17 protein-coding genes are annotated in these 18,674 nt (G+C 39.9%); 12 read left to right on the plus strand and 5 right to left on the minus strand.

Annotation, left to right across the window (positions count from 1 at the left end):
• The first annotated feature begins 3 nt into the window (after window positions 1-3).
• From AB2N10_RS00930 to glnS, 5 genes are all read left to right on the plus strand, one after another.
• Window positions 4-2,019, plus strand: a complete 2,016-nt coding sequence (locus AB2N10_RS00930; RefSeq protein ID WP_354624690.1) for a YdbH domain-containing protein — start codon at window positions 4-6, stop codon at window positions 2,017-2,019.
• 17 nt (window positions 2,020-2,036) lie between these two features.
• A complete protein-coding gene (locus AB2N10_RS00935) occupies window positions 2,037-2,210 on the plus strand; it encodes a YnbE family lipoprotein (RefSeq protein ID WP_354625299.1) in 174 nt (57 codons plus the stop codon).
• Window positions 2,211-2,240: 30 nt separating this feature from the next.
• Window positions 2,241-2,555 (plus strand): YdbL family protein, encoded by a 315-nt coding sequence (locus AB2N10_RS00940; protein WP_354624691.1) that lies wholly within the window; start codon window positions 2,241-2,243, stop codon window positions 2,553-2,555.
• 50 nt (window positions 2,556-2,605) lie between these two features.
• Window positions 2,606-3,295 (plus strand): aspartate/glutamate racemase family protein, encoded by a 690-nt coding sequence (locus AB2N10_RS00945; protein WP_354624692.1) that lies wholly within the window; start codon window positions 2,606-2,608, stop codon window positions 3,293-3,295.
• Between the two features lie 175 nt (window positions 3,296-3,470).
• The gene (gene glnS / locus AB2N10_RS00950) at window positions 3,471-5,132 is read left to right on the plus strand and encodes a glutamine--tRNA ligase (RefSeq protein WP_369434183.1); all 1,662 of its coding nucleotides are present in this window, start codon (window positions 3,471-3,473) and stop codon (window positions 5,130-5,132) included.
• Between the two features lie 46 nt (window positions 5,133-5,178).
• On the opposite strand, the gene AB2N10_RS00955 is transcribed toward glnS, so the two are convergent.
• Genes AB2N10_RS00955 through AB2N10_RS00970 form a run of 4 tightly spaced genes read right to left on the minus strand, consistent with a single transcriptional unit; the run spans window position 5,179 to window position 9,755 of the window.
• A complete protein-coding gene (locus tag AB2N10_RS00955; protein WP_354624693.1) occupies window positions 5,179-5,859 on the minus strand; it encodes an exonuclease domain-containing protein in 681 nt (226 codons plus the stop codon).
• Window positions 5,859-7,703: a DUF294 nucleotidyltransferase-like domain-containing protein gene (locus AB2N10_RS00960; protein ID WP_354624694.1), complete on the minus strand. Its 1,845-nt coding sequence runs from the start codon at window positions 7,701-7,703 to the stop codon at window positions 5,859-5,861. Before AB2N10_RS00960 ends, AB2N10_RS00955 begins: the two co-directional genes overlap by 1 nt.
• 55 nt (window positions 7,704-7,758) lie before the next feature.
• On the minus strand, window positions 7,759-9,477 hold the full coding sequence (locus AB2N10_RS00965) for a sodium:solute symporter family protein (RefSeq protein ID WP_354624695.1): 1,719 nt from the start codon (window positions 9,475-9,477) through the stop codon (window positions 7,759-7,761).
• A gap of 11 nt (window positions 9,478-9,488) precedes the next feature.
• Window positions 9,489-9,755, minus strand: coding sequence for a DUF4212 domain-containing protein (locus AB2N10_RS00970; RefSeq protein WP_354624696.1), 267 nt, complete (start codon window positions 9,753-9,755; stop codon window positions 9,489-9,491).
• A 418-nt stretch (window positions 9,756-10,173) separates the two neighbouring features.
• On the opposite strand from AB2N10_RS00970, the gene AB2N10_RS00975 reads away from it, so the two are divergent.
• From AB2N10_RS00975 to AB2N10_RS01005, 7 genes are all read left to right on the plus strand, one after another.
• On the plus strand, window positions 10,174-11,334 hold the full coding sequence (locus AB2N10_RS00975) for a PilT/PilU family type 4a pilus ATPase (protein WP_354624697.1): 1,161 nt from the start codon (window positions 10,174-10,176) through the stop codon (window positions 11,332-11,334).
• Window positions 11,335-11,791: 457 nt separating this feature from the next.
• The gene (locus AB2N10_RS00980) at window positions 11,792-12,079 is read left to right on the plus strand and encodes a hypothetical protein (protein ID WP_354624698.1); all 288 of its coding nucleotides are present in this window, start codon (window positions 11,792-11,794) and stop codon (window positions 12,077-12,079) included.
• A gap of 371 nt (window positions 12,080-12,450) precedes the next feature.
• Complete coding sequence (locus AB2N10_RS00985) at window positions 12,451-13,446, plus strand: hypothetical protein (RefSeq protein WP_354624505.1); 996 nt, start codon at window positions 12,451-12,453, stop codon at window positions 13,444-13,446.
• Window positions 13,447-13,931: 485 nt separating this feature from the next.
• On the plus strand, window positions 13,932-14,564 hold the full coding sequence (locus AB2N10_RS00990) for a reverse transcriptase domain-containing protein (RefSeq protein ID WP_369434184.1): 633 nt from the start codon (window positions 13,932-13,934) through the stop codon (window positions 14,562-14,564).
• A complete protein-coding gene (locus AB2N10_RS00995; RefSeq protein ID WP_369434185.1) occupies window positions 14,512-15,528 on the plus strand; it encodes a TIR domain-containing protein in 1,017 nt (338 codons plus the stop codon). Before AB2N10_RS00990 ends, AB2N10_RS00995 begins: the two co-directional genes overlap by 53 nt.
• A 376-nt stretch (window positions 15,529-15,904) precedes the next feature.
• Window positions 15,905-16,048 carry a hypothetical protein gene (locus AB2N10_RS01000; protein WP_369434186.1) on the plus strand — a complete coding sequence of 48 codons (144 nt, stop codon included), beginning with the start codon at window positions 15,905-15,907 and terminating at the stop codon, window positions 16,046-16,048.
• Window positions 16,049-16,229: 181 nt separating this feature from the next.
• A complete protein-coding gene (locus AB2N10_RS01005) occupies window positions 16,230-17,069 on the plus strand; it encodes an inositol monophosphatase family protein (protein ID WP_354624702.1) in 840 nt (279 codons plus the stop codon).
• Between the two features lie 319 nt (window positions 17,070-17,388).
• Here the strand turns inward: AB2N10_RS01005 and AB2N10_RS01010 are convergent, their stop codons facing one another.
• Window positions 17,389-18,654, minus strand: a complete 1,266-nt coding sequence (locus tag AB2N10_RS01010) for a carbohydrate porin (protein WP_354624703.1) — start codon at window positions 18,652-18,654, stop codon at window positions 17,389-17,391.
• Window positions 18,655-18,674 lie beyond the last annotated feature (20 nt).

The following is an 18,674-nucleotide window of genomic DNA, read 5'->3' on the forward strand; positions in this document are numbered from 1 at the left end:
ATTGTGATCATTAGTCAGAAAGTAAGGTGTTATTTATTAACGGCTTTATTTATACTGACGACCCCGACTTTGGCTTATGCTCAATCGCCAGCTAAGCCATTCGCTATCAATCTTCCTTTTTTTAATGGTGATGTTGAGCGAATAATTCCTAATCAAGATTGCCCACAAAATCAAATTCACTCGATTCACATTAACAATCAGCAAGGTCAACTCACAGGAGACATTGCAAGTATAAGTTGGGATCTCGACTGTCCAATCAAGCAAACTGAAAAAGTAGTCACAGTGAAGCAACCCAAAGCGTCTCTATTAGTGGCTCAAAAAAGTGTGATAGATAAACAGATTGCAGCGTTTATCGCTTTTTTACACGGTTTACCCGATAGTAATATTCGTATTCATGAGTTGAAACTGAGTACGCTAAATATAACCAATAGCTTGTCTGTCGCGGTGGAGATTGAAAAAAAAGCGCAACAACTGCATATTAATTTAACATCAGATCTGTTCACCGCCATGTTAAAACTCAATTTAACCAATCATGATATGCATATTGATAGCCATATCAACGTGGCTAAGCTCAATCATTTTATCTCCATTGATAAGGCATTGCAGCGATATTTGCCAAGTCAACTTAACCTTGTATACACGACGAATCTAAATACTTGGCAGCAAGGCATGTTAACCGTTAAGCATAGCGATAAGTTAGATAATATCGCTGAACAGGTGCGTGTTGACTTCACTGGTAAACTTAACTTATTAACAGAGCAGGTGCAGATCACTGTGTTAGATATTGATCTAGCCGATTTAAATTATCCTCTTAACGATAAAAAAATATGGCAAACATCTTATATTAAACTCGCATTAGCGCAGCCAGCACTGCTCAATTTCAGTGATTTGTCGCTACATGGATTAGCGCTGCAATTACGAATAGGTAAAAGCAATTTATTAACACAAGTCGCACGCGGGAAAAGTCAGCGAATACGCATTGATAAACAGAAACTTCCCGCCGTTTTTATGGCCATCGAGGGGCAAGGCTCTGCACAAAAATTGCAAATGGATTATCGATTGGCGTTATTAAATCAAGCGTTCACTGGGCATATTGACTATGCTAAAAATAACGTGCAATTAACGATGGCAGAGCAAACGTTATCAGTCAAAAGTATCTTTGAAGCATTACGAACTTACCTTCCAGAGATTGCTTTACTCGAGGTGAAGGAGGGGGATATTAAGATTGCCTTGTCTGCGCAATACGACTTAGAAAGAAAACAGGCGGCCATTAAAAGTGCTGTTAACGTACTAGAGTTAGCCGGACAATATGAAAATATTCTCTTTGATGGTGTCTCTGCGGATAGTGAACTAGATTATCTATTAGCAGGGGATAAGTTGACGGTTTTATCTGATAAGCAAAAGATAAATGTAGATAATCTATTTGTCGGCTTGCCGATTCAGGCCATCCAATTGGATGCACAATTAAATGGTGGTGACGCGATTGTTAACCATTTTAAAGCGCGATTGTTAGGTGGACGCGTTGATTTTGATGATTTTGCGGTACATGCACCGAGCCACACGCAGATAAATATTGCCGGAATAGAGTTGAGTGAGATAATTAAATATAGTGCTTACCCAGAGATTGATAGCAAAGGGGTGATTGATGGCATGTTGCCTTTTTCTTTGACTGAGCAGGGAATGTCGATTGAAAATGGCGCTGTTTTTGCTCGTCCCCCTGGTGGTTTTATTAAAGTACCAGAAAGTACGGTTGTTACTGCGATGGGCAAGGCGAATCCGGCATTATCAGTCACGATGCAATTATTATCGGACTTTCAATTTGATACATTACAGGGGGTAATCGGTTATACTGCTGATGGTGAAAGTGTAATCAACATCAAGCTAAAAGGGAGTAACCCAACCGTGACTGGCGTACAACCTATTAACTTTAATTATTCACACCAAGAGAATATTTTAAAATTGCTTAAAAGTTTGCGTTTTAATGACCAATTAATACGCCAAATCAAGGAGAACTATTAGTGCTTAAAAAATTGAATATGCTGGTGGCCGTGTTATCGCTGATGCTCGCCGCTTGTACGCCCCGGGTCGAGTTAGCGATGCCTAATGAGCCGATCACCATTAATTTAAATGTGAAAATAGACCATGAAATCCGAGTGAAAGTAGACAAAGAATTAGATTCCCTATTTGAAGAAGATAGTGGCTTGTTTTAAAGTAAATAATAGATAGATTAAGGAGAGCAAATGAAAAAGTTAGCATTACTATTGAGTTTATTAATGAGTTTTTCGGCATTGGCATTGGACTTGTCAGAGGCGAAGGAACTAGGCCTTATTGGAGAGAAAAAAAATGGCCTATTGGGCGTGGTTAAAGAGTCATCAGAGGCCGCGACATTAGTTAAAGAGATTAATGAAAAACGCTTAGTTGAATATAAAAAAATAGCAGCAAAAAATAGTATGTCGTTAGAGCAAGTGGCGATTCTCGCTGGCGATAAAACCATTAGCAAAACGGCACCGGGACAATACATTGAAAATAGCTCAGGGCAGTGGGTCGTTAAATAATCACACCGGATGAGCCTATTTAAGCTATTTGTGATAATGAGAGAGGTAATATGAAAACGATTGGACTGTTAGCAGGAATGAGCTGGGAAAGCTCGATTAGCTATTACCGCGCGATTAATGAGGGGGTAAAAGCCTCTCTTGGCGGCCTGCATTCCGCCAAAATCATCATGTATAGCGTTGATTTCGAGCCCATCGAAAAACGGCAGCATGTGGGGGATTGGCAAGGCACTGCCGATATACTGATTGCTGCCGCGAAAAATGTGCAAGCGGGTGGTGCGGATTTTTTACTTATTTGTACCAACACCATGCATAAAGTCGCACAACAAATAGAAGAAGCGATTGATATTCCCCTGCTCCATATCGCCGATGCAACCGCGCAGGAGTTGGTTAAAAGAGGGGTTACTAAAGTCGGTTTACTTGGTACCCGCTTTACCATGGAAGAAGATTTTTATAAAAGCCGTTTAAGCGATAATTACGGTTTAACGGTTGTCATTCCAGAGCAAGGTGACCGTGATATTGTCCATCGCGTTATCTATGAAGAGCTTTGTCTAGGGAAAACTATTGCCGCTTCCAGAGCTGAATACTTGCGTATTATTGACGATTTAGCAAGTCAAGGTGCGCAAGCGGTGATCCTTGGTTGTACGGAAATTGCCATGTTAGTTAAGCAAACGGATAGCAAGGTGATGCTTCTTGATACCACTGCGCTGCATGCTCAGAAAGCCGTTGAATATGCAATATAGCCAAACCTTCCTGCCGCGCGTATTTGTTGGTTAACCCAATATCAACAATGTGTAAGCTTAAATATCAGCAACTGACTCCGTTGATTGCTGTTTTCTCTTTATTTTGCTTGAGATTCAGCTGCTAATATACGATGATTGCTTCTATTTTTTGATTTTACTATTTTAGAGGTAAGTAATGACTACGCTGGAAACTAGCCCAAGCAATTTTATTCGCAATATTATCGATGAAGATCTTAGAACGGGTAAACATAAGTCTATCCAGACACGCTTTCCTCCTGAGCCAAATGGCTATTTACATATCGGTCATGCAAAATCTATCTGCTTGAATTTTGGTATCGCTGAAGATTATCCTAATGCGCTTTGTAACCTACGTTTTGACGATACTAATCCGCTTAAGGAAGATGCCGATTATGTTGCTGCCATTGAAAAAGATGTACTATGGTTAGGTTTTCAATGGGCTGGCGATGTTCGCTACTCCTCTGATTATTTTGAACAGCTTTATAATTATGCCGTTGAACTGATAGAAAATGATAAAGCCTATGTTTGTGAGCTTAACGCGGAACAAACTCGCGAATACCGGGGTACGTTAACGTCACCGGGTAAAGATAGCCCATTCCGCAATCGTCCGATTAGCGAAAGTTTAGATCTTTTCGCGCGTATGCGTGCCGGTGAATTTGCCGAAGGTAGCTTGATGCTGCGTGCAAAAATCGACATGGCATCACCGAATATGAAAATGCGTGATCCAGTGATTTACCGTATCCGTTTCGCACATCACCACCAAACGGGTGATAAATGGTGTATTTATCCGATGTATGATTTTACTCATTGTATTTCGGATGCAATAGAAGGGATCACTCATAGTTTATGTACCTTAGAATTTGAAGATCATCGCCCATTATACGATTGGGTGTTAGCCAATATCAGCATTGCTTGTAAACCGCGTCAAATTGAGTTTTCGCGTTTAAATTTACAATATACCTTAACCTCGAAACGTAAACTGAATGCCTTGGTGACTGAAAAAATTGTAAGCGGTTGGGATGATCCTCGTATGCCGACTATTTCGGGCATGCGTCGTCGTGGTTATCCTGCTGCCTCTTTGCGTGAATTTTCAAAACGTATTGGTGTAACCAAGCAGGAAAATACCGTCGAATTTGCCTCTTTAGAAGCCTGTGTACGTGAAAATCTAGAATCAAATGCACCACGTGCAATGGCGGTGATTGATCCCGTTAAGGTGATCATCACTAACTACGATGAAAATCAAAGCGAACAGTTAATTGCACCTGCGCATCCGAAAGATGAAAGCATGGGAACGCGTACTTTACCTTTCTCTGCGCAGCTCTATATTGATAGAGAAGATTTCAAAGAGAGTGCTAACAAACATTACAAACGTTTAGTGTTAGGCAAAGAAGTGCGTTTACGTAATGCCTATGTGATTAAAGCGGAAAATGTTGTAAAAGACGATGCGGGCAATATCACCGAAATTCACTGTACATATGATCCTGAAACACTAGGTAAAAACCCAAGTGATGGTCGTAAAGTGAAAGGAGTTATTCATTGGGTTGATGCAACATCGAACCATGCTGCCGAATTCCGTATTTATGAACGTCTGTTTTTAGTTGCTAACCCTGGCGCTGCGGAAGATGTTCATGAGGTGCTAAACCCAAAATCTTTAGTTATTAAACAAGGTTTTGTTGAAATTGGATTAGCGCAGGCTGAAGCGGAAAAAGCGTACCAATTTGAGCGTGAAGGGTATTTCTGTGCCGATAGTAAAGAGTCAACTGCTGACCATTTAGTCTTTAACCGCACCGTTGCATTACGCGACTCTTGGGCGGGTTAATTTCACCTCTTTATACCAATATAAAAAGGGCCTATTAGGCCCTTTGTCATTTTAGCAGCTCTATTACCTTTATTTTTTGTTTATCACCTAACTGACTCAATTGCGCTAAAAAAAGTTCTGCACAAGCGAGCGCATCAATTAAAGCATTGTGGGCGTTATAAATAGGTAAATTGTAGCGATGACGAACACTCCCCAAACGTAACTCTCCCTGTTGAATATGATCCTGTTGCCGTAACAGTCGTTGCCGCTCTATCTGTAGTGTGTCGATGGCAAAGAGTTTACATTTTTCATGCAATACTTGTTCTATGGCAGTTTCTATAAAACTAAGATCTAATGGCGCATGGTGGGCGATAATGACTTTTCCTTGTATCTCATCGAGTAACCAATATATCGCCTCTTCTAATGAGAGGGCGCTATCAAGATCTTTGTCAAGCAAGCCATGAATAGTGGCACTCTGCCCGACACTGCCTGTAATTCTAAGTAAGCGTTGCTTCGCTTGATTAAGTTGGATTTGCCCATCAATAATTGGTACAACGGCAATGCTGACAATTTGATCCTGTTTACTGTTGAGGCCCGTCATCTCTAAATCAATGGCCACTAGCGGTATTAGGGCAATGGGAGTTTTAAGTTGGTCAAACAGGGCGTCGTAATAGCGCTGCAAGTGAAGGGATTTGAGTGACCACTTTTGCCAACGAATATCGAGGGCAATGGAGCAGAGGCTAAACATTAATACAGCCTTAAAAATTTTAATTTAAGACCGACTTGTGCTTCATGAACAATTTTAAAGGCCGCTTTTAATTGATGACGACTCAGCGAGGAGAGACTATCCGGTCGTAGGTAATTGTTGATGGGAAGATTATTACTAAACTGTTCGCCTTGATTGGCAAGACGTTGATGAGCGATAAACTCACTGGCATCACGTAAATTTTTCACATCTTGATGGTTGAGTTGATCATTCTTCAATAGCGCTTCAAGGCGTTTGTGTGTGCTTACTTCTTTAGATCCTATGGATAATGCGTAAACGCGTACAATATCGTTAATCAAGGCGTTGCCTCGGTGTTTTAAATCAATTCCCTTGACCTCACGTCCATCCCGCTCAACGACAAAATCACGGAAGAAACCCAAAGGTGGACTGCGATCCAGTGCGGTACTGGTCATGGCCGCTAGAAATATATCATTTCCTTTGGTTTCTGCTAACACACTGTTTTGTAGTTGAGTAAATAATTCCTGAGGGCCGAAAATAGCGCGCATATCAAAAAAGATAGAAGCATGTAATAACGCTTTGGGTTGTGGGGTTCGTATCCAATCGCGAAAAGCTTGTTGCCATTGTTGCAAGGATTTTTGCCACTTTTCATTGCTAGCCATAATTTCACCCGGGCAATAGGGGAAACCGCAGGCATTTAAACCATCGCAGACCATTTTGGCGAGTTGCTGAAAATAGATTTTTTCCTCATTATCGAGCTCTCTGGCGAGTAATAGGGCATTGTCTTGATCCGAGCCCGCGGCTTGATCTTGACGCGCCTGTGAGCCAAATGCTAGCCAACAAAAGGGCACTGGCGCAATGCCTAAAGAGTCCTGTGCGAGGGTGATTAAACGTCGTGTTAAACTATCAGTCACCGTTGTTAAAGTGCGGCCAATCTCATGGGGTTTGGCATCACTACTAATGAGGTTTTGCAGTAGCATAGGTATTTGTTGGCTGACCTTAACAAGTTCAGATAACCTATTCTGCTTATTAATTTGCGCCATTAATAAAATTGGTTGCGAGCTTTGATTGCGCATTAAATCGGTGCTACTAAGCATACCAATGACTTGCTCCTGTGCAACAATTGGCAGATGGTGAATGTTATTCTCACTCATGGTTAATATCGCTTCAAAAACCAAAGCGTTAGCGGGCAGTGTTTGTGGCTCTTTCGTCATCACCTCTGCGATACTAATCTCACCATTTAAACCTCGTGCAAGTACACGATTACGTAAATCTTTATCGGTTAAAATACCGACTAATTTTTCATTATCAATGATTAATAGCGAGGAAACGCGGTTTTCTGACATCTGTTGTGCGGCTTGATAGATGGTGGCTTGGCTATTCAATGCAATAATCTTCTTACAGAGTAAATTGTCGATACGATTGCTCGACATTTTTTCACTATTGATAGCGCCCTGGTGACGAATGCGTTGCGCAAAGGCTTGATTAAAAAAACGGTCAAAGGCATAGCAATTTGCGCGCAGCTGATCAAAGGCTTGTTGCGGTAAAATATAGACTAAACCATCTTCGAGGATACGTACTTTATTAACGACTTTTTCACCAGAAAGCATGCCACTAAAACCAAAGTATTGCCCATCGGAAATGCGATCAATTAATTCTCCTTTCGGGGTGACAACTTCAAAGGCACCCGTGCGGACAATATAAAGTTGTGAGGGATTGCTATCGACGTGAACCAATTGCTCATTTTTGCTGTAGTAGACAACTTTGAGCGCAAGGCAAGTTTGATTGATCTGTGCCGTATCCAACGAATCGAAGGGGGGAATTTTGGCAATAAATTCATGTACGGGTTGCAGTTCACTACTATCCATCATTCCCCCCATTTATTTACATAAAAAAGCGCCGCAGCGCTTTTATCCTTAGCGACTAATGGTCATGCGCATCGCCCGCTCCTTTAGGGAAACGGATTGATTCGACCATATCTTGAACTGCCAGTGGTACGACAGCCGTCATTTTGCATACGATAATTGCCACTATAAAGTTGACCACCATCCCGAGCATGCCAATCCCTTCTGGAGAAATACCAAATAACCAGTTATCGGGTATGTTGCCAGCAGGGTTAACAAATTTAAAGTAAATGATGTAGATAGCGGTAAAGCTTAAGCCTGCTACCATCCCGGCAATCGCGCCCTCTTTATTCATCTTTTTAGAAAAAATCCCCATCGTAATGGCTGGGAAGAGAGAGGATGCTGCAAGACCAAAGGCAATAGCGACCACCGCAGCCACAAAACCAGGAGGATGAATACCAAAGTATCCCGCAACGACAATACCAATCGCCGCCGCCAAACGCGCGAAGAGGAGCTCTTTTTTATCGGAGATATTCGGTAAAAAGTTTTTCTTCAATAGGTCATGGGAAACGGAAGTTGAAATAACCAGTAATAATCCCGCCGACGTGGATAGTGCAGCAGCAAGGCCTCCCGCAGCAACTAAGGCGATTACCCAAGCTGGTAAATCGGCAATTTCAGGTGTCGCCAAGACGATAATATCGCGGTCTATTTTCATCTCATTGGCATCGCCTTTTGTATAAAACATTTTGCCATCACTGTTTTTATCATCAAATGTGATTAAACCCGTTTTCTCCCAACTTTTAATCCAGCTAGGAGCCTCTGAATAGGCAACACCTTGACCGTCAGGCCCATTGATGGTGTTAATCATATTAACACGAGAAAAGGCCGCTAACGCTGGGATGGTTGTGTACATTATCGCGATGAAGACTAATGCCCAGCCCGCAGAGCTGCGCGCATCTTTAACCCGTGGTACAGTGAAAAAGCGGACGATAACATGAGGTAAACCAGCCGTACCAAACATTAATGCACCAGTAATAAAGAACACATCAATGGTACTTTTTGCCCCTTCAGTATACTGTGCAAAGCCCAATTCTGTGGATAAACCATCAAGTTTATCGAGTAAAAAAATGCCTGTGCTATTACCCGCTGCATCAATGAGTTCGGATCCAAATCCTAATTGAGGAAGGATATGGCCAGTCATCATTACCGATAGAAAAATAGCTGGCACCATAAAGGCAAAAATCAAAACACAATATTGTGCGACTTGGGTGTAGGTGATCCCTTTCATACCGCCGAGCACGGCATAAAAGAATACAACCGCCATGCCGATATAAACACCCGTATTGACGTCCACTTCGAGGAAGCGTGAAAAGACCACGCCAACACCCCGCATTTGCCCTGCGATATAGGTGAAGCAGATAAAAATAGCGCAAAATACAGCAACGGTACGAGCCGTTTGTGAATAGTAACGGTCTCCAATAAAATCAGGTACAGTAAACTTGCCGAATTTACGCAGATAGGGTGCCATTAATAGCGCCAGTAACACATAGCCTCCCGTCCAGCCCATTAGGTATACCGCACCATCATAACCAACAAATGAGACAATACCAGCTAGTGAGATAAAGGATGCCGCTGACATCCAATCCGCAGCGGTTGCCATACCGTTAACAACGGGGTGGACACCGCCACCTGCAACATAAAACTCTTTTGTTGTGCCTGCGCGAGACCAAATTGCGATACCAATATAGAGTGCAAAAGTGAGACCCACAATTAAATAGGTTAATGCTTGAACATCCATGCTTATTATCCTTAATCTTCGTGAACACCATATTTTTCATCTAATGCATTTGCTTTTGCCACGTAGACAAAAATAAGTGCGACAAATACATACATAGAACCTTGTTGAGCAAACCAAAATCCCAATTTAAAGCCCATAAAGGTAATATCGTTGAGAATATCTACTAATAAAATTCCACAACCAAAGGAGACCAGTGCCCAGATTGCAAGCAGAGTCAGGACGAGTTTTATATTTTCATTCCAATACTCACTTGCGCTGTTTTGATTTTTAAAAGCCATTTTTATTTCCTTTTTCACTCTATATAGATGAAAAAATGTACTAACTAATAATAAAGTTAATACAAGCTACTATTGGTTATCCACATAATGGTATGTTTTATGTACAAATAAATAACCATGTTAAGAGTATGTTAAAAACGATTAATTGTTAGGCGATTAGCGTGTATAGATTATATTTTTAGCACAATAAATTGTGCGCTAGCTCTAAAAAAATCAAAAGCAGTTGCTAAGCTAAGAAAATTGAGGGGGATTTAAAAATAAAAGGGTGTCATTAATTGAGTTAGTAAAATCACTATTTCAGAGAACAAACGAAGCGTTAAATGATGTGATGAGTTATAGTTAAACCATCCAGTTAAGGTCCTTACTGTGAGACAGTCAGACTTATTTATTACCATATTATGCAGTATTTAGGAGTTAAATGATGGAATTTGAAGAGATGCTAACGATCTTGTCGAGTCGCGATGGCTCGGATCTTTATTTGTCCACTGGGGCGCCTGCTTCCGCAAAATTTCAAGGTGTATTAGAAGCACTTACCGATAGCCCTTTAAAGTCCGGTGAAATTGCATTGATCGCAGATGCCATAATGGATGGCGAACAAAAAATAGCCTTTGAGCAAGATTTAGAAATGAACTTAGCGATCTCCATTTCCAAGGTGGGGCGTTTCCGTGTCAATATTTTTAAACAACGTAATGAAGTGTCGATCGTTGCCCGTAATATTAAAATTGATATCCCCAAATTTGCCGATTTACGCTTACCAGAAATTCTCAAAGATGTGATCATGGCAAAACGAGGCTTAGTGCTCTTTATTGGTGGCACGGGATCGGGTAAATCAACCTCACTAGCTGCATTGATTGATCACCGTAATACGAACTCTTCTGGGCATATTATTACCATTGAAGATCCCGTTGAGTATGTCCATCAGCATAAAAAAAGTATTATTAATCAACGCGAAGTTGGGGTTGATACGCGTAGCTTTCATGCCGCATTAAAAAATACATTACGTCAAGCACCCGATGTTATTTTAATTGGTGAAATACGTGATAGAGAAACCATGGAGCATGCTTTAGCGTTCGCCGAAACAGGGCACTTAGCGATATCGACGTTACATGCGAATAATGCGAACCAAGCATTAGATCGTATTATTAACTTTTTCCCAGAAGAGCGTCGTCCACAATTGCTAAGCGACTTAGGTAATAATTTACAATCATTTATCTCACAGCGCTTAATTCCAACCGTTGATGGTAAACGATGTGCTGCGATAGAAGTGATGATGGGCACCTTAACGGTACGCGACATGATCAAACGTGGTGAGTTCGGTTTATTAAAAGAGATAATGGAAAAATCTAAACAGCTCGGTATGCAAACCTTTGATGGGGCATTATTTGATTTAGCAGTAGAAGGGCGTATCTCCGAAGCGGAAGCAATAAAAAACTCGGATTCACCGACCAACTTAGCGCTTAAATTTAAACTACATCATGGCGGTGTTGCCGAACATGCTGCTGAGAATGAGAAAAAAAGTGGCGGCTTAACCTTAGAGCCATTATCACCAAAATCAACGGATGATTTGAGTTTTTCTTAATCCGTTTGATACAAAAGGGGCGGACTTTCATCTGCTCCCTAAACATGAACGCCCCCCTAACCAACTGTGATTTTTATTGTTTTTAAAATGAGATAGGTGGCGCGGTGTTTTACGTCACCGTGTAGGTTATATTTGTTAACATTCTAATTTGCTTTATAAATTAGTTGGTTAGGGCATGATTTCAAAAAGGTGATAGGTGGCAGTGTCATGCCTATCTCAAATCAAAGTTTATGCAAATAGTTAGCGAACTGATTGATTAAATGATGATTAATAGATATTGTGATGATCATTTTAAATAAGATAAGTGGCGCGGTGCATTACATCATGATGCCATTTATAAAGCTGTTATGTGTTTGATATTTTTGAAGCCTTTGTGATAATTAATTGCCTTTCTTGCTTTTAAGACTTATTATGTCCGCAAGTTTTATCTGGCTATATTTTTAAAAGGGAATGATGTATGCAGTTTTTAATAGGGTTAGGGGTTTTAGTTGCCGTATGTGCTTTTTACTATTATGTATTGTATTCTCCAGCTCAACAAGGTGACTGGGAAAAGCTACCAACATTACCTGAATATTTAACTAAGCATCCTGAATGCAAAACTAGCGATGATGAAAATGCTAAATGCTATTCATGTGGTTCTGATAAAGTCATTTTTCAACCATTAACTGCTCACAATGACCCAAGGTATAAGCATATTTGTTTATCATGCAGTCGTACTTTATTTAGAAGTAGGTCAATTATTTAACTCGCGGAAAAACACATAACAAACAAGAATAGGTGTCGCGCAGCCGACACCTTATTCGGGTGTTGAACAAGCCCGATCGGGAATTGCTTCTCTTTATAGTAAATAGTGGATTTTGCTGAAGGCTAAATTTAATTTGTCACTTTTCTTTAGGCGAGTTTCGCTAATATACAATTGATAGTTCAATTATATCAATCTGTTATCTTTTTTGGTTGAATGCCAATACACCTCTTTTTATTCGCTTTCTGTTATGAATTCTTCGTAGAAGATCACGCGTGATGAGTGTAGTGCAGGACACCCACACCTTTTTGACTAAATAGAATATTATACCTATTATATAAACAGTGTTTTTGTTTACAGTTGTGGGGTTTGGTATGACACAATCACGTGCTTCGTTAATTTCTCTTGTGGACACACCTTATTATCATTGCATTTCTCGATGTGTTCGCCGTGCATTTTTGTGTGGCGAAGATAATTACAGCGGTAAAAACTATTCACATCGCCGGCAATGGATGGTCGATCGCATTCGGCAATTAAGTGATATCTTTGCCATTGATGTTTGCGCTTATTCGATTATGTCTAATCACTATCACCTTGTTTTACATGCAAATGAAGCCGAGATTAGCGCCTGTAGCGATGAAGAAGTTTGCCGACGTTGGTATCAACTTTATTCCGGCTCAGAAATAGTTTCGCGATGGCGCAAAGGGGAGCTGACTTGCGCAGGTCAAATAGAGGTGGCGCTTGAGATAATCAGCAAATGGCGTCATCGCCTGCTTGATATCTCTTGGTTCATGCGTGCGTTAAATGAATTTATTGCCCGCAAAGCGAACGCCGAAGATAACTGTAAAGGACGCTTTTGGGAAGGGCGCTTTAAGTCGCAAGCATTGCTTGATGAAAAAGCACTATTAACTTGTATGGCTTATGTTGATTTAAACCCCGTGCGGGCAAAAATGTCAGAGAGTGTGGAAACATCGGAATTTACGTCCATATTTGAGCGTATCCACAGTAAATGTAGTCACGATGAAGCGTTGCATTGCCATGATAACAGTAAACCCTTATTTGGTTTTGTAGCGGCAGAATGTGATGCGCCCCACGAAGGTATTCCCTATGCCTTGCTCGATTATCTAGAGCTTGTTGATTGGACTGGGCGAGCGATTCGAGAGGATAAGCGCGGCGTGATTTCGAGCCAACTGCCAAGCTTATTAAGTACCCTTGGTTTAGAGAGTGACACGTGGTTAGCCTTAGCCGTGAGTTTTGGTAAAGATTACCATGGTGCAGTGGGCTCACTTGAAGAGCTTGCCTTGTTTGCCGAACACACTGGTCGCTGTTGGGTATCTGGGCAAAACAAACTAAGTTGTATGCTGCATTAACTCCCAATCATTTGTTTTTTTATTAACTATTAGCGCTTCGTTAAGGAGGCTCTGTGCGTTGATTTTAATAAAACTTGTTTAAACATATTGGATTGAGTCTCAAGTGCTGGAATCTAACTATTTCATTACAGCAAAGTGCGGATTAAGATTATTTTTAAAAGAATGGCTATTAGTTTTTTTATAAATGAAAAGGTATGGATGTCCCCGTTCTTTTCGTTCTTTCCGTTCTTTTATGCGCCGTTTATTGCAGCGTTAGCACTATTTGCATCACTGTAAATCATCCTTCCAAGCATTTGATAACTAGTGTATTATTCAATTCGGTTTCAACCTAAAATGTCTGAAGTTGTTACTGCTTTGGACTAGAAACTCAGGGTGACATATGCCCCTGCAGCCGACTTTAGCAGATTGTTTAATGTTTCTGTATTGCCTCTCGAGGTAGCGCAAGGTGATTGGGTTGAAACCACTTTTATCTAACGAGAATTTTCATGGTTAAAATATTAGATATTCTATCATTTAGCTCGGCCTCATTTGAGCCAGTTAAAATTTCATCAGAAAACACTTATGTTTGGAAAAACCCAAAACTTCACCCTCAACTAACTAGGAATGAGGAACTCGCAAAAGAAAAATTTATTGGATTACAGACCGATAATGATGTCGCTAATTTATTGGAAATTCCTGTAGGCCAACTTCTTCACATTCTTTATTCCCAAGATAAAAAATATAATACTTTTACAATAAAAAAGAGATCGGGTAAAAGCCGCATTATTGAAAGTCCACAACAATCAATTAAAATTTTACAAAATAAAGTAAGGTCTTTAATAGAAGCCCACTATAGAGTTAAAAAAAATGTACATGGTTTTGTGGGCAATGGAAAAGGCATTATATCTAATGCTGAACAACATAAAAAAAAGAAATATGTTTTAAATCTAGACTTGCAGGATTTTTTTCATTCAGTGAACTTTGGCAGGGTTCAAGGTATATTCAGAAATATACCATTCAATATGGGAGTGCCAGCTGCAACGGTACTTGCTCAGTTATGCACTCATAATGGTAGGCTTCCTCAAGGTGCAAGTACCTCACCTGCTTCTTTCCAATTTGGCATCAACGACCTTAGATAAAAAGCTTGTACAAATAGCAAAAAAGTACCATTTAACCTATACCCGATATGCTGATGATATTACTTTTTCAAGTAACAAGCCTTTTCCCCATTCTATTGTGGAAAAAGAAGAATTGGAAAATGGTGAATATAAGCATAAGGTTGGGATATTTTTAGAGCGGTCTATTAAAAGCTCTGGATTTAATATTAATCATAGTAAAACTCGCCTACAACATAAGTCACAAAGGCAAGAAGTCACTGGATTAGTTGTAAATGAGGGCGTTAATATAAATCGGAAATTTATTCGCAAAACTCGGGCCATGATACATGATTGGAGGAAAGACTTACTTGAAGCTGAAAAGCGTTTCATCAAAATTCGTTATCATGCAAAGGAATCTGAGCTTAATGCCAGTAAACTCGATGGTTCTATATATAAAAGAGCTGTATATGGAAATCTTAGCTTTATAAAAATGGTTAAAGGGGAAGAACATTCTCCTTATTTAACATTATGTAAACAGGTATTAGAGTTAGACAATACTCCGCCTGATTTTGTTGGAAAATTAAAAGGTATATTTGATATGTATGATATTTTTATTTGTCACGCTTCTGAAGATAAAAATGAGGTTGCACTGCCTCTGTATGAATCACTTAAACAACGTAAGATAAATGCATTTATTGATTGTTTTTCTATAGGTTGGGGTGACTCGCTTGTTGCAAAAATTAATACTGCACTTCAAAAATCGAAGTATGTTATTGCAATTATTTCAGAAGACTCGGTAAATAAGTCGTGGCCAATGAAAGAACTAAATGCTGTACTTTCTGCCGAAATTAGCTCTGAGCAAACAAAACTATTACCGCTTATGGTTGGTGACGGAGAAGCATTAATAGAAAAACTTCCTCTTTTGGCTGATAAGCTATTTGTTAGTTACGATAATAATATTAATGAAATTGCAGAAAAAGTTGAAGCTCACCTTGCAAAAGAATAGGTGTCGCGCAGCCGACACCTTATTCGGGTGTTGAACAAGCCCGATCGGAAATTGCTTCTCTTTATAGTAAATAGTGGATTTTGCTGAAGGCTAAATTTAATTTGTCACTTTTCTTTAGGCGAGTTACGCTAATATACAATTGATAGTTCAATTATATCAATCTGTTATCTTTTTTGGTTGAATGTTAACTATTTCATTACAGCAAAGTGCGGATTAAGGTTATTTTTAAAAAGAATGGCTATTAGATTTTTTATAAATGAAAAGGTATGGATGTCCCCGTTCTTCCCACTGGAATCTAACTATTTCATTACAGCAAAGTGCGGATTAAGATTATTTTTAAAAGAATGGCTATTAGTTTTTTTATAAATGAAAAGGTATGGATGTCCCCGTTCTTCCTAAAGCATTTACTGAGGCTGGTTTGGAGGCCAGCAGAAGAGTAGTGAGGCTCATTGACAGTAAAGCTGTAATTAATAAAGAATTGCTACTTACAGAGCAATTTTGCGAATTAAAAGGTGCATAACAAACAACAGTTGGTGTCTACTGTGTAGGTATTTCAATATGTTATTGATTTGCGCCTATTAAAAGATTTGGCTGCTGAGGTTATCTTTAAAATAATAATGGTTAATGAGTTAAGCCATAGTGACAGAAATGACAGCGGTGTTATTATATTTTCACATTTAATGCTCTAAGAGATAGTTACCATGTGGAATGCCAAAGTTGTTTACCAAACCAGCTGTGAATTGGCTGATATCGCCATTGCTCAGCAAAACAAATTGGTCACCGAAATTAAACCCGATAATAGTATCGTTACTCAAGCTGATAAAATGGTTGAGCAACGTGCGATTGAATTGCTTGCTAAACCTGATAAAAAAATTTTTGTGATTGGTGAAGAGACAGTAAAAGAGCTTTCTCAGCAAGCGCTAGACGCTGCACTAAAAGGCAACAGTTATTTAATTGACCCGATTGACGGTACCGTCCCTTATACGTCACTTACCCCGGTTTGGGGGATTTCGATTGGTTATGCGGAGCAGGGTAAAATTGTTGAAGGTTGTATTGTTCTGCCCGGCACCTTTGAAGTGATACTGACTGATAACGGTGTGACCTATTACGGCAAAGGGGGCGATAAATTACCGGATTTTGATAGTTTACAGCCGTTATCTCTTCAATTAAAAGAGAACTGCACAACACCTTCTCGCGTTTTAGCCATTAGCCAACACACCGCAAAAAATAGAAATGTCGCTAAACTGAAACGTGGTGTCGGTTGCTACTTCAGTGTGGTTTTCCCTTTTGTTTATTTGGCTCTGGGGCGAATGGCTGGCATCTACGCAAGCCTTAATGTGTGGGATAGTGGTGCTGGTTTTGCCATTTTGAAAAATTTAGGTTTTCATTTGGCCTTTGAAGACGGTCAAGCGGTGACCTTTGATGTTACAAAAGACTTTGATTTTTCCACTTATAAAGAGGGCAAAATTATGTCACGCCAAGCGATGATCATGTCACCAAGCAAAGCCTTTAGTGATGAGCTATTAGCAACGATTGAATGAGTTATACCCATACTATCTTTAATAGTGTGGGCTATATTGGGTGTAGTAGTTTCTTTGTTTTCCTCTAGATTAATTTATTAAGAACGACACTAATGAGTGCCCATCAAGAGATAATATGCGGTGTCCGAACATCACTTGAAATATTAGTTGGGGGATTTAATCTGCAGAGAAAAGAGTCTAGCTCAAATTCAATCTGACAGTTATCACAAATGAAATGGATAACTATCAGGTTAAATATGAGCTAGTATAAATAATTCACACGTTAATCAAGTCAACCAGAGTTAGCTGTAAAAGCGTGTCATTATTTTTGTTAAATAGATTACCACCAAGCTTCTACCATAGCGCCAAATTTAGTAACGTCAGTAGAGGAGTTGTCAATATGATCTACAGATCCTGTTACAGCATAAAAGCGAACTACGGGACGAGACCACATGAAGTGACCAAGTTGGAAGTTTTGTGACAAGGTCACTTTCCAAGCGTTACTATCATTATCTGAGTTATCAAGTTCTGCGTATTGGTAACCAACTTCTAATGCAGTAGCCATGTAATCATTCCAGCTGATTTGTGGGCGTACAGTTGCGCTGTATTCTGTTCTATCATCAAAACTTTGCCAACCACAGCCTTCATCATCTTTACAGTCAATGTATAGGTATGAACTAGCGTATTGCATTGCCATCATATCGTTAAAGTCAACTGAACCATTTAAGAATAGCATGTAACCTGCAGCGTCATGATCTGCATTTGGGCCAACTTCCCATCCTGCAGCATTTGCACCAGAAAGTGCTAATGCATCTGTTTCATAACGTGCTGATAATTGTAACCAGCCATTCGAAAAACCGTGATGATAGGCAGTATATAATTGCATTGCTTTGTCGTTCTCAATGTCTCTATTATCTGCAATATTTCCGCTTAGGCCAGCGTATGTTGCACGAAACTTTAATTTGCCTGATTCGCCAACTTTAATGTCATGTAGATGCATTAAAAATGCGGAAATATTACCATCATTCTGGTTCGCACTCCCTGCACCATTACCACCTTGTACCCAGCTTGTATCAAATTTTGCCCATCCAAAATCAAGATTATCAATACCAGCACCACCACCATCAGCACTCATCATAAAGTAATCGTTGATATCGGTTTGTTCGCGTCCATTAAATCGCTTACCTGCCCAGACATAAGCTTCGGGTTGAGATTCAAAAATGCCTTTACCGCCGCCGTAAAACTGCGCAATCTTGATGTCGGCATTACGCCATCCTTCATTAATGACCACTCCACCATTACCGTCCAAGTAACCGGTTGTTTCTGTAGTATATCCAGGAGTGTCGATCATCACATTGATATCGAACTTAGCTTTTTCCATTTCGAATCCTTGGGAAAGCATCCACTCCATCCAGTTGCCTTCGTTACCTAGACGTCCTGGGCCGTTGACAGAAGCATGATCCGCTTTTATGGCAATGATTGTGTCGTCAGATGCTTCTGATGCATAACGACCATAACCTGAAAAGTTGGGTGTGCCAGCGTGTGAGCTAATTGATGTTAAAGCGCATCCAAGAACAACTGATATAGTAAGTATATTTAATTTCATAGTATTAATTCCATATAATA

This window comes from Psychromonas sp. MME1 (assembly GCF_041080865.1).
Classification (GTDB): Bacteria; Pseudomonadota; Gammaproteobacteria; order Enterobacterales; family Psychromonadaceae; genus Psychromonas.